Here is an 11,064-nt window from a genome sequence, read left to right as displayed (position 1 = left end):
TCCGCATCGTCTCGCAGGCGACCGCCGGGATCGTCGAGCGACTGGGGCGCTACCACCGGACGCTCGACCCAGGGCTTCATTTCCTGTTCCCGTTCGTCGATCAGCTGCGGACGACCGTCGACCTGCGCGAGCAGGTCATGGCGGTCCCGAACGCGATCGGCTCGATGGGAGCGATCGCGGCGCTCGGGAGCGCGCTCGAGAAGGCGAAGGACGCAAGCGCGTCGGGCCTGGCCTAGCGGAGGGCGCGACCGGGCTCGCGGTCTGGCTCGTGATCGCGCTCGTGCTCGTCGGCCTCGAGCTTGCGACGACGGCCCTCGTGGCGCTCTATCTGGCGGCAGGAGCCGTCGGCGCGGGCATCGCGGCCCTCGCCGGCGCCTCGTTCCCGCTGCAGATCGTCGTCTTCGCGATCGTCGCGGTCGCGACGCTGATCACGACGCGCAAGCCGCTCCTCCGTGCGCGCGATCCGAGAACGAGCAGCCGGTGGCCGAGGGAGCGACGGTCGAGATCGCGGCGATCGACGGTGTCGCGCTCGTGATCCGGGAGGTCTGACGCGGCGTCAGACGTACGACTCGACGCGCACGTACGCGACGAGGAGGCTCGCAACCATGATCAGCCCCACGAGCGCCGGGCCGAGCGACCGGGGGCGCGCGTAGCGGAAGTGCGCGAGCGCGAAGGTCGCGAGGATCCCTCCGATGAGCCCGCCGAGGTGCCCGCCGACCGAGATGTTGGGGATCGCGAAGGTCAGCGCGAGGTTGAGGACGATCAGCCCGAGCGCCTGGCCGGCGAACGACCCCGTCGCCATGTACTCGAGGACGAGCAGCGCGCCCATGATCCCGTAGATCGCGCCGGACGCGCCGACCGTCGGCTGCGAGGGGTTGCTCAGGAGCAACGCTCCGGCGGAGCCGGCGATGCCCGACACGAAGTAGAGAAGGAGGAAGCGCGAGCTGCCGAGGGCCTGCTCGACGACCGTCCCGAGCCAGTAGAGCGCGAGCATGTTGAACGCGAGGTGCAGCAGGCTCGCGTGGAGGAACATCGCCGTCACGAGGCGATACCAGTCTCCGTCGCCGACGTCCGTCCCGACGAGCTGCCAGCTGGTGAACAGGTTGCCCCCCGGCGCGCTCACACCGGCGCCCTGGTACACGGTGACCAGGTAGACGAGCACGTTCAGCGCCACGAGCCCGACCGTCGCCGGAGCCTCGAGGCCCGCGATCGTGTGCTGCGCCTGCCGGGCCGTGCGCTGGGGCGAGGGAGCCCGACGGGCCGCGCCGACGCCTGCGTGGTCGGGGCACTTGATCCCCACCGGCGCGAAGGTCATGCACTCCTCGCAGATCGGCCGCCCACACTCCGAGCACGAGACGAGCGTCTCGCGACCCGGATGCCGGTAGCAGTGGGGCGTGTCGCTCACCTCGCGGCTAGCGTACCCGCGTGCGGGTTCACGTCGCGTTCACTCCCGACGAGGCGGCAGAGGCCCCGACGGGGGTGGTGATCGACGTCATCCGCGCCACCTCGACGATCTGCCAGGCACTGGACGCGGGCTACGAGCGCGTCTGGTGCGCGGCCGAGGTGGAGGATGCGAGAGCGCTCCGAGAGGCCGACGTCACCCTCGGCGGCGAGCGCCTCGGCGTCCGGATCGACGGGTTCGACCTCGGGAACTCTCCGAGCGAGTACCTCGAGCCGCGCACCTCGACGCTCGCGCTGTCGACGACGAACGGCACACGTGCCATCGTGACTGCGGCCGAGCGCTGCGACCGGGTCTACATCGCCTCTCTGCTCAATCTCGCCGCGGTGACCGACGTCGCGCGGAGCGACGGGGACGACGTCGCGGTCTTCTGCGCCGGCGTCAAGGGTGCCTTCGCGCTCGACGACGCGTACGTCGCCGGCCGCGTCGCCGAGAGCCTCGGTTTCGAGCGCAGCGATGCCGCCGAGGCCGCCCTCCGGCTCGCGCGGTCCTATTCGGGCGCCGAGCAGGCGTTCCGCGCGTCGCGCTCGGGCCGCGACCTGATCGAGCACGGGCCGGAGCTCGAGGCGGACATCGCCCGATGCGCCCGCGAGAGCGTGCTCGACGTCGTCCCGCGTCTCGTCGGCATGCACGGCGTCGCCGCCGAGCTCAGGCCGTAGTCTCCCGCTCGTGGCGGAGTCGGAGGAGCTGGGGCGGGACGGACGACTGCAAGGCAGCGCCGCGTCCGAGCTCGTCGCAGCGGCGTACGCGGCGGAGAGCGCCCACGGCCCGCGTCTCGCCCGCGGGTTGTCGCTCGCAGACCTGGCGCACGCCGTCGCGCTCGTCGAAGGCGGTGACCTCGCAGGTGAGGATGGGAAGTCGCTCCTCCGGGGGTTGCTCGAGCTTCACGCCATTCCCGGCAACGAGTTCCCGTGGGACTCGTCGCTCGGCGACGCGTTCAACGCACGCGAGGCCGAGCTCGAGCGACGCGTCGGGCGAGCGGCGGCCGGCTGGCTGAGCGCGGGCCGTCCCCGACGGGAGGCGTTTCGCGTCGCGCTACGGCTCACCGCCCGGGCGGGCGTGCTCGAGCTGCACGATGCGCTCGTCGAGCAGGCCTCGGCGCTCGTTCGGCACGCAACGGCAACGCGCGCCGCGCTCGCGACCGACTACACCTATCTCCAGCCGGCGCAGCCGACGACCGTCGGTCACCTCCTCCTCGCCTACGCGTACCCGGCGCTTCGCGACGCCGAACGGGCGCGCGCCTCGCACGCGGCCCTGAGCACGAGCGTCGCGGGCGCCGGCGGCAGCGCCGGCTCGCGTTGGTCGATCGACCGCACACGACTCGCCGAGCTCCTGGGCGGCGACGGCATCGTCGAGCACACGAAGGATGCAGCCTGGCAGGCCGATTTGTACGTCGAGCTTCTCGCGAGCCTCGCGATCGCCGCGACGCACCAGGCTCAGCTCGGCCAGGACTTCGAGATCTACGCAAGCCAGGAGTTCGGTCTGATCGAGCTCTCGGACGCCCACAGTCGCGCGAGCGCGCTGATGCCGCAGAAGAAGAACCCCTACGCGCTCTCCGCGATCCGCACGCAGGCGGGCCAGGCCAGCGGCGACGTGGCGAGCGCGCTTGCGACCCTGCACACGGGATCGGCGCGCACCGATCACTTCCACCTGCTCAACGGCCTGGTTCCCCGGGCGCTCGACGAGGCCGTCGCGATCGCCCGGCTGACCGCCTCCGTGCTGGACGGCCTCGAGCTCGACACGGAGCGGTTCGCGCAGATCGCACGCGAGAGCTTCGTCACTGCAGCTGACGTCGCCGACGTCCTTGCGCTGACCGGAGACGTCGACTACCGCAGCGCCCACACGATCGTCGGACGCGCGATCCGCGAGCTCGTCGACGCCGGCGAGCCGTCGACCCGGTTGACGGCGGCCGGCCTCGCCGCCGCGGCCGCGGCCACGATCGGCAGGCCGGTCGAGGTCGACGAGGCGGTGCTGCGGGACGCCCTCGATCCCGCGGCGTGCGCCGCCGCACGCCGGCAGACGGGGTCCTCGTCGGAGGCCGCCATGGAGGAGATGCTCCTCGGGATACGCGCGACGCTGACGGACCACGAGAGCTGGAGCGAGGCCGCAGGCGAGCGCGAGGCCGCCGCGGAGCGCGCGCTTCTCGCCCGGGCGCGCGACCTGTCCTGAGCCCGGGCGGCTACCCGAGACCGAGCTCGCCCGAGAGCCAGTCGATCCGGTCGGTCTGCGCCTGCTCGTTCAGTGCGTGGTCGGTCGGGTACCACTCGACCTTCGTCCCCTGCGGGGCGGCGTCGATCACCGCCTCGAGCGCGGCGCGGGGGACGATCGAGTCCTGCCGGCCCGCCTGTACGAGGATCGCGCCCTTCGCGTCGCCGACATGGGTGAGCGGGTCGATCGGCTCGAGGGCCTGGCGGACGACGTCCTGGAGCTCCGCCGGCGCGTTCTGCACGTAGGCTTCGACGGGCGCGGCGCCGACCGACATCAGCACGGTCGCGCGGACACGGTCGTCGACCCCGGCGACGATCGACGCGAGACGGCCGCCCAGGCTCCAGCCGACGAGCCCGAGCCGCTCGTCGTCGACTCGGTCGTCGCCCGCGAGCACGTCGAACGCCCGTCTCGCGGCCACGACGTCCGCGGCGAGCGTCGCACCCTGCCAGCGGACGAGCTCCTCTCCCGTCGCCCCCGGAGGAGCGGTCTTGCCGGTCGAAGGGGCGGTGATCGTCATGGCGATCGCGCCCCGCTTCGCGAGCGCGACCGCCGTGTCGAGCTGCTCGCTGCGGTCGCCTCCCGAGCCGTGGAGGAACACGACGGCCGGCAGCTCCTCGGCCGTGTCTGGGGGCGTGACGAGGTAACCCTCGACGCGGTCGTCGCCGCTCGCGTACGAGATCTCCTGAACCCGGGCGCCGTCGCGCTCGGTCTGCCCGCCGCGCTCGAGCGCGAGCGGGGCGCTGTGGTCGTCGGCGAGCGGATCGCTCTCCGAGCCTCCGCAGCCGGCGAGGAGGACGACCGCGGCTCCCGCTGCGGCGAGGGCGAGGCGCACGGGTCGAGGATACGCTCGGCCGATGGCTTTCGACCGTGAGGAGCGGCAGCAGCGCGCGACGTCGTTCGGAGGGGTCGCCGGTGCCTACGAGCGAGCGCGCCCGGGCTACCCCGACGCCGCGGTCCGCTGGCTCACCGGGGAGGAGCCGACCGACGTCGTCGACCTCGGCGCGGGCACGGGGAAACTGACCCGCTCGCTCGTCGCGCTCGGGCACCGGGTGACCGCGGTCGAGCCGCTGCCCGAGATGCTCGCCGAGCTCCGGATCGCGGTGCCGGGCGTCGTGGCGATCGCGGGGAGCGCCGAGTCGATCCCACTCGACGACCGATCGGCCGACGTCGTGACGTGCGCGCAGGCGTTCCACTGGTTCGACCACGGGCCGGCGCTCGCCGAGATCGCTCGCGTCCTTCGGCGGGGTGGGCGGCTCGGGCTGGTCTGGAACACCCGCGACGAGCGCGTACCGTGGGTCAGCGAGCTGAGCGAGCTGATGGTCGCTCGCAGCAAGATGGGACGCCGCTACCCCGACATGATCGACCGGAGCGGCCTCTTCGGCCCCGTCGAGGCACGTGACTTCGACCACGTCCAGGAGCTCGGCCGAGAGGCTCTCCGCGAGCTCGTCCTCTCGCGGAGCGACTGCGCGATCCTCCCGCCCGACGAGCGCGAGCCGGTGCTCGATCGCGTGGACGGCATCTTCGACCTCCATGCGAGCGACGGCATGGTGAGCCTCCCATACGTCACGGTCTGCTTCCGCGCGACCAGGTTCTGATCGGCGAGAGCGCTCTTTCCGCCCTGTCTCCAAGCGACGTCTTGACACACGAACACGTGTTCGATAGAACATCTGTTCCCAATGATCGCGTGTCTTCTCATTCCGGGATTCGAGCTCCGCGCGGCGCTCCGGTCCCGGCCGAGGGTCGCGGTCGTTCCCGCGGCGCTCGCGCCCGAGCCGGGGAGGGAGCAGCTCGTCGGGCCGGTAACCGCAGCCGCCGAGGCGGCAGGGGTCACGGCGGGGATGCGCCTGGGGGAGGCGCTCGCGACATGCCCCGAGCTCGTCCTCGTCGACCCCGATCCCGCAGGCGCGGAGCGCGAGTGGGAGGGCGTTCTCCGGCGGCTCGAGGATGCGGGGTTCGGCGTCGAGCCGGTCGAGCCGGGGGTGGTCGTGTTCGAGACCAGCGGAGTTGAACGGCTCTACGGAGGGGTGGAGGCGGCGCTCACGAAGGCGCTTGCCTCCGTCGGGCCTGCCTGGGACCCGCGCGTGGGCGCGGGACAGCGGCGCTTCGTCGCCCTTGCGGCGGCAAGCGTGGCGCGTCCGGGTCAGGCGGTGATCGTCGAGGGGAAGGCGGAGCGGTCGTTTCTCGAGCCGCTCCCGCTTTCGCTTCTGCCGCTCGACGAGGGGCGGTACGCCGAGCTCGAAGGGCTCGGCGTCCGCACCCTCGGCTCACTCGCCGCCCTGCCTGGGGGCGCCGTGGCCGAGCGGCTGGGGCAGGAGGGGAAGCGGGCGTGGAGCCTCGCGCGCGGCGGGGAGCGCCGCCGCGTGCGCGGGCGATCGCCCGCGGCAGAGCTGGTCGAGGCGCTCTCCTTCCCCGAGGCGGTCGCGAACGAGCTCACCCTGCGCCGTGCATTCGGGGCGCTGCTCGACCGGATCCTCGCCCGGCCGGAGCGGGCGGGGAGGCCGTTCCGCAAGCTCGCGCTCTCCGCCAGGCTCGTCGGCGGCGGGTCGTGGCGACGGACGGTGACCCTGCGCGAGGCGAGCGCCGAGCGAGGGCGGCTCCGCTCGGCGCTCGGCCCGAAGCTCACCGAGATCCCGGCGCCGGTCGTCGAGCTGCGCCTCGAAGCGGTCGAGCTCGCCGAGCACACCGGGCAGCAGCTTGCGCTCGTCGCGCCCGAAGGCGAAGAAGTGGGCTCGCGTCTGCGGGAAGGGCTCCGTCAGGTGCGCGCGAGCGCCGGCGGAGGCGCCGTGGGGGGCGTCGTCGAGGTCGCGCCGTGGTCGCGGATCCCCGAGGCGAGGGCGCTCGTCGTGCCACGCGATGTGTGAGGGCCATGACGGCTGCGCGCGACCCACCCTCCGGCGCCGATGAATGTGACGGGAAGCCCGCGTGCGGCACGCGTCGATGCGCTCCACCACGGCGTTGCCGGCCGGCTCAATGCACCGCGTCGGGCGCTCGTCGAGACGGCTGTGGGTGGTGAGCCTCGTCTCGTCGACCGCGAGCTCGTCACGGTCGTACGGGAGGAGTGGCGCGTCGTCGACCGTTGGTGGACGGACGACCCGGTCGACCGGCGTTACTTCGAAGTCGTGCTCGAGTCGGGCCGCAACGTGTGCGTGTACCGCGACGGGGAGCGGCGGTGCTGGTTCACGCAGCGCGCCTGACGTCCGGTGTCGGACTTCAGTCCGACACCTTTGCCTCCGGGCCCGGTGGCGGGATCGAGTGATCCTGCACGACCGCCTCCGCGGCGAGCGGCTCCCACTCCGCTGCCTGCTCGGGTGGGAGGACCACCCACTGGCGGAAGGGCTGACCGCGGCCCGAAGGATCGAACAGGTGGGCGCCGGGAACGGTGAGCGCCCGCGCGTGCGTGCCGGGGTCGGTCAGCTTGAACACCATTCCCGTGCGCGACAGCCCGAACACGACCCTGCCAGCGCGCTTCACGCACGGCATGCTGAAGACCTTCCCGGCCCGGCACTCGGGATGCCAGGTGGTGATGGCATCGACGATGTCGTCGTAGCGTTCGCGCACCGGAGATCAGGCGTCGACCGCGAGCCGCCGGATCGCGTCGTCCGTCTCGCGGACGAGCGTCTCGACCAGCTCGGCCGCCGGGAGGTCGCGCAACGCTCCGGCCGCCTGGCCGGAGAGCACGAGGGACAGGTCGGTGCGGTCTGCGGCGAGCGCCGCAGCGCGGAGGTCTGCGGTGACGACGGCCTGCACGGGGTAGGGAAGCGGGTCGACGGCCGCAGCCTCGATCGCGTCGACGAGACGGGTCCGCACCAGGCGCGCCTGCCTGCCCGAGTAGGCGCGGCTGACGACGGTGGCGTCGTCCGCGGCTCCGAGCGTGCGTCGCAGGGGCTCGGACACCCCCGCCTCGGGACAACCCAGGAACGCCGTCCCCAGCTGCACGCCCTCCGCACCGAGCGCGAGCGCCGCCGCGATCCCGCGCCCGTCCATGATCCCGCCTGCGAGCAGCACCGGCACGGAGACGTGGTCGACGATCCGCGGAACGAGGGCGACACCGCCCACGATCGCGTTCTCGAACGGACCGAGGAAGGTGCCGCGATGGCCGCCCGCTTCGCCGGACTGGGCGACGACCGCGTCCACGCCGAGCCGTTCGAGCTCGACGGCCTCGGCCACCGTCGTCGCCGTGCCCAGGATCACGCTGCCCGCCTCCCTCGCCGCGTCGAACGGCAGGGTCCCGAACGTGAAGCTGAGCACCGGCACTCGTGCCTCGGCGACCACGGCGAGCTGCGCCTCGACCAGCCCCGGCGGAGGAGGCGACGGCAGCGGTGCCTCGGGCAAGCCGAGCTCGGCGCGGAACGGCGCGAGCACGGCCTGCATGGCGGCGATCGCCTCCGTGTCGACCTCGGGCGGCATGAGCGGCGCGAAGAGATTGACGGCGAACGGCCGGTCGGTCAGCCGGCGAATCGCGGCGATCGCGTCCCGCAACTCGTCGGGAGGGAGGATCGCGGCACCGAGCGACCCGAGAGCCCCCGCGTTCGAGACTGCGGCCACGAGCTCGGGTGTCGTGAACCCGCCCGCCATCGGCGCCTGCACGATCGGGTAGCGCGTCCCGAGCAGCCGGGCGACGCTCGTTTCGAGGCCCGCCATCGCTCAGGCGCTCACGCCGAACGTGCGGACCACGACGGCCGGCTGGATGGTCGGTGTCACCGGGGAAGAGCGTAGTGGGTCGCTCCTACGTCGAGCTCCACTGCCACTCGGCGTTCTCGTTCCTCGACGGCGCCTCACACCCCGAGGAGCTCGTCGCCCGTGCGGCGGAGCTCGGCTATCCGGCGCTCGCTCTCACCGACCACGACGGCGTCTACGGCTCGCTCGAGTTCGCGCACGCCGCGAGGTACGCCGGCATCCGACCGCTCACCGGTGCCGAGGTGACGATCAGCGGCATAGGCTCGACGGAGCCGCCCGGGAGCGGAGGTGCCGGCTTTGCCGGCGCCGGAGCGGGAGTGGGTGGCCGACACGTGACGTTGCTCTGCGAGAGCGGGAAGGGCTACGCCAACCTCTGCCGGATCCTCACGAGCGCCCATGCCGGCACGCGCCGTCCCGGCCGTGAAGACCGCGAACCGCTGCCACCGGCGGTAGATCTCGAGACCGTCGCAGAGCTGAACGAGGGTCTCGTCTGTCTCTCCGGCTGCGCCCGCGACGGCCTGGCGCTCCACGATCCGAACGGGGCGGCTCGGCTCGCGTCCGCGTTCGGGAAGGAGAGATTCTTCGTCGAGCTCCAGCGTCCCTACGAACGCGGAGACGCGCGACGCCACACGACGCTTCGCCGGCTCGCCGAGCACCTCGGCGTCGAGACGGTCGCGACGGGGAACGTCCACGCCCACGCGCCCCGTCGGACGCTCCTCCAGGACGCGCTCGTCGCGATCCGCTGCCGCACCTCGCTCGACGGCTGCGAGCGCGAGCGCCGCGGGAACCGCGAGGCGGTGCTGCGCCCACCGGCCGAGATGGTCGAGCGGTTCGCGGGCATCGACCCGGCGGCGGCGGAGCGCACCGTGGCGCTCGCGGAGCAACTGACGTTCGACCTCACCGAGGAGCTCGGCTACCGCTACCCCGACTTCTCCGACCGCGCGGATCCCGCGATCCGCCAGCTCGCCGCGATCTGCGACCACGCGTTCGGCGAGCGGTACAGCGCAAATGACACAGTGTCACGCGCGAAGGCGCGCGCGCGCCTGGAGGACGAGCTGGCGCTGATCGGCAGGCTCGGGCTCGCGGGGTTCTTCCTCCTCCACCACGAGGTGCTCGAGCTCGCCCGGGAATGCGCGCTCGAGGTCCGCGGGCGCGACTCGCCGCGGATGTTCCTCCCGCCGGGCCGGGGGCGGGGAAGCTCGGTCGGCTCGATCGTCTGCTACTTGACCGGGCTCTCGCACGTCGACCCCGTCGAGAACGACCTCTCGCTCGGCCGCTTCATCAACCACGAGCTCACGTCGGTGCCCGACATCGACCTCGACTTCCCGCGCGACATCCGCGAGAAGCTGATCGTCCGGGTCACCGAGCGCTACGGGCACGAGCACGCAGCCCTCGTCGCGAGCTTCGCGACGTACCGCTCGCGAGGCGCGATCCGCGACGTCGGAAAGGCACTCGGGCTGCCGCACGCGGAGCTCGAGCGGCTCGCCCGCGTGACCGACGGCTGGCACGCGGAGCGTGTCGCGGACGAGGTCGCGGCGCTTCCCGACGCCGACCGCAAGCTTCTCTCGAAGCGCTGGCGCGCGTTCCAGTTCCTCACGCGGGAGATCGCAGGGCTGCCTCGGCACGTCTCGCAGCACCCGGGCGGGATGGTGATCTCGTCGCGGCCGCTCGTCGAGCTCGTTCCCGTGCAGCCGGCGGCGATGGCCGGCCGGCAGCTCTGCCAGTGGGACAAGGACTCGTGCGCCGACGCGGGCTTCCTCAAGATCGACCTGCTCGGGCTCGGGATGCTCTCGTGCATCGAGGAGTGCGTCGACCGGATCGCGCAGCTCCACGGGGCGCCGATCGACCTGTCGCGGGTCCCGCTCGACGACCCCGCCGTCTACGCCGAGATCCAGGCGGCCGACACGGTCGGCACCTTCCAGATCGAGAGCCGCGCACAGATGCAGAGCCTCCTTCGTACGAAGCCGGAGACGATCGACGACCTCACGATCCAGGTCGCGCTCGTCCGGCCGGGGCCGATCCAGGGGAAGGCCGTGCACCCGTACATCGAGCACCGCCGCCGCCTCCGCGAGGACCCGTCATTCGTCTTCCCCGTTCCGCACGAGTCGCTCCGCGAGCCGCTCTCCTCGACGCTCGGCGTCGTCGTCTTCCAGGACCAGGTGCTCGACGTCGCAATCGCGCTCGCGGGATACACGATCGGCGAGGCGGAGGGCCTCCGTCGCGCGATGAGCCGCAAGCGGAGCCGTGAGGCGCTCGAGGCGCACCGCGTGCGCTTCGTCGAGGGCGCCGTCGCGAAAGGGGTCTCCGAGGATGTCGCCGACGGTGTCTTCGACACGCTCGTCGGCTTCTCGGGCTTCGGGTTCCCGAAAGCGCACGCCGCCGCGTTCGGCCTGCTCGCCTACCAGTCGGCCTGGCTCCGCCACCACTATCCGGCGGAGTTCCTCTGTGGCCTGTTGAACGAGCAGCCGATGGGCTTCTACCCGCCCGCGAGCCTGGTCCGCGACGCCCAGCGACGGGGAGTCGAGGTGCGCCCGCCCGACGTCAACCTGAGCGAGGCGCGCTGCTCGCTGGAGCCTTGCGGTGGCGCAGGGGGCGTGGCTCTGGCCTCGCCTCCCTCGGTTGGGGGCAAGAAGAAGGGCGAGGCCGAAGCCACGCCCTGGAAAGCCATGCCCTGTGCGTCCCCCGCGTTGTCCCACGCCGTCCGGGTGGGCCTCGCGTAC

Annotated in this window: 11 protein-coding genes and 1 pseudogene; 8 read left to right on the top strand and 4 right to left on the bottom strand. The window is 72.7% G+C overall.

Going from position 1 to position 11,064, the window contains the following annotated elements:
• Positions 1 to 149: pseudogene (locus VNM44_RS17140) on the top strand (SPFH domain-containing protein); the annotation flags it as partial.
• Positions 150 to 268: 119 nt separating this feature from the next.
• Entirely contained in the window at positions 269 to 535 is a 267-nt protein-coding gene (locus VNM44_RS14520; protein ID WP_325626608.1) for a hypothetical protein, read from the top strand.
• Between the two features lie 21 nt (positions 536 to 556).
• Here VNM44_RS14520 and VNM44_RS14515 read toward each other — a convergent pair whose 3' ends face one another.
• Entirely contained in the window at positions 557 to 1,405 is an 849-nt protein-coding gene (locus VNM44_RS14515; protein ID WP_325626607.1) for a rhomboid family intramembrane serine protease, read from the bottom strand.
• A 20-nt stretch (positions 1,406 to 1,425) separates the two neighbouring features.
• Here VNM44_RS14515 and VNM44_RS14510 point away from each other — a divergent pair, with 20 nt between their 5' ends.
• Together VNM44_RS14510 and VNM44_RS14505 are read left to right on the top strand one after the other, a co-directional pair.
• The gene (locus VNM44_RS14510; protein WP_325626606.1) at positions 1,426 to 2,118 is read left to right on the top strand and encodes a 2-phosphosulfolactate phosphatase; all 693 of its coding nucleotides are present in this window, start codon (positions 1,426 to 1,428) and stop codon (positions 2,116 to 2,118) included.
• A 10-nt stretch (positions 2,119 to 2,128) separates the two neighbouring features.
• Positions 2,129 to 3,628 (top strand): lyase family protein, encoded by a 1,500-nt coding sequence (locus tag VNM44_RS14505; RefSeq protein WP_325626605.1) that lies wholly within the window; start codon positions 2,129 to 2,131, stop codon positions 3,626 to 3,628.
• Between the two features lie 10 nt (positions 3,629 to 3,638).
• On the opposite strand, the gene VNM44_RS14500 is transcribed toward VNM44_RS14505, so the two are convergent.
• Complete coding sequence (locus VNM44_RS14500; protein WP_325626604.1) at positions 3,639 to 4,499, bottom strand: alpha/beta hydrolase family protein; 861 nt, start codon at positions 4,497 to 4,499, stop codon at positions 3,639 to 3,641.
• 22 nt (positions 4,500 to 4,521) lie between these two features.
• Between VNM44_RS14500 and VNM44_RS14495 the strand changes: the two genes are divergently transcribed.
• The 3 genes from VNM44_RS14495 to VNM44_RS14485 all read left to right on the top strand — a co-directional run bounded on the left by VNM44_RS14495 (position 4,522) and on the right by VNM44_RS14485 (position 6,861).
• Positions 4,522 to 5,262 (top strand): class I SAM-dependent methyltransferase, encoded by a 741-nt coding sequence (locus tag VNM44_RS14495; protein WP_325626603.1) that lies wholly within the window; start codon positions 4,522 to 4,524, stop codon positions 5,260 to 5,262.
• An 81-nt stretch (positions 5,263 to 5,343) separates the two neighbouring features.
• Positions 5,344 to 6,528 carry a hypothetical protein gene (locus tag VNM44_RS14490; RefSeq protein ID WP_325626602.1) on the top strand — a complete coding sequence of 395 codons (1,185 nt, stop codon included), beginning with the start codon at positions 5,344 to 5,346 and terminating at the stop codon, positions 6,526 to 6,528.
• 39 nt (positions 6,529 to 6,567) lie between these two features.
• Positions 6,568 to 6,861 (top strand): hypothetical protein, encoded by a 294-nt coding sequence (locus VNM44_RS14485; protein ID WP_325626601.1) that lies wholly within the window; start codon positions 6,568 to 6,570, stop codon positions 6,859 to 6,861.
• 16 nt (positions 6,862 to 6,877) lie between these two features.
• On the opposite strand, the gene VNM44_RS14480 is transcribed toward VNM44_RS14485, so the two are convergent.
• Complete coding sequence (locus VNM44_RS14480) at positions 6,878 to 7,225, bottom strand: hypothetical protein (protein ID WP_325626600.1); 348 nt, start codon at positions 7,223 to 7,225, stop codon at positions 6,878 to 6,880.
• Positions 7,226 to 7,231: 6 nt separating this feature from the next.
• Entirely contained in the window at positions 7,232 to 8,308 is a 1,077-nt protein-coding gene (locus VNM44_RS14475; RefSeq protein WP_325626599.1) for a nitronate monooxygenase, read from the bottom strand.
• A 74-nt stretch (positions 8,309 to 8,382) separates the two neighbouring features.
• Here VNM44_RS14475 and VNM44_RS14470 point away from each other — a divergent pair.
• Positions 8,383 to 11,064, top strand: a 2,682-nt coding sequence (locus tag VNM44_RS14470; protein ID WP_325626598.1) for a DNA polymerase III subunit alpha, incomplete at its 3' end; no start/stop codon positions are given.

The sequence above is a fragment of the Gaiella sp. genome (genome assembly GCF_035558935.1).
Taxonomy (GTDB): Bacteria; Actinomycetota; Thermoleophilia; order Gaiellales; family Gaiellaceae; genus Gaiella.
This window is presented reverse-complemented; position numbering and strand designations above follow the sequence as displayed.

What these genes read in the sequence shown, in the direction of transcription:
- VNM44_RS14475 (WP_325626599.1), bottom strand. Translation starts at nt 8,308, where the DNA reads ATGGCGGGCCTCGAAACGAGCGTCGCCCGGCTGCTCGGGACGCGCTAC.
- VNM44_RS14495 (WP_325626603.1), top strand. Translation starts at nt 4,522, where the DNA reads ATGGCTTTCGACCGTGAGGAGCGGCAGCAGCGCGCGACGTCGTTCGGA.
- VNM44_RS14485 (WP_325626601.1), top strand. Translation starts at nt 6,568, where the DNA reads ATGAATGTGACGGGAAGCCCGCGTGCGGCACGCGTCGATGCGCTCCAC.
- VNM44_RS14490 (WP_325626602.1), top strand. Translation starts at nt 5,344, where the DNA reads ATGATCGCGTGTCTTCTCATTCCGGGATTCGAGCTCCGCGCGGCGCTC.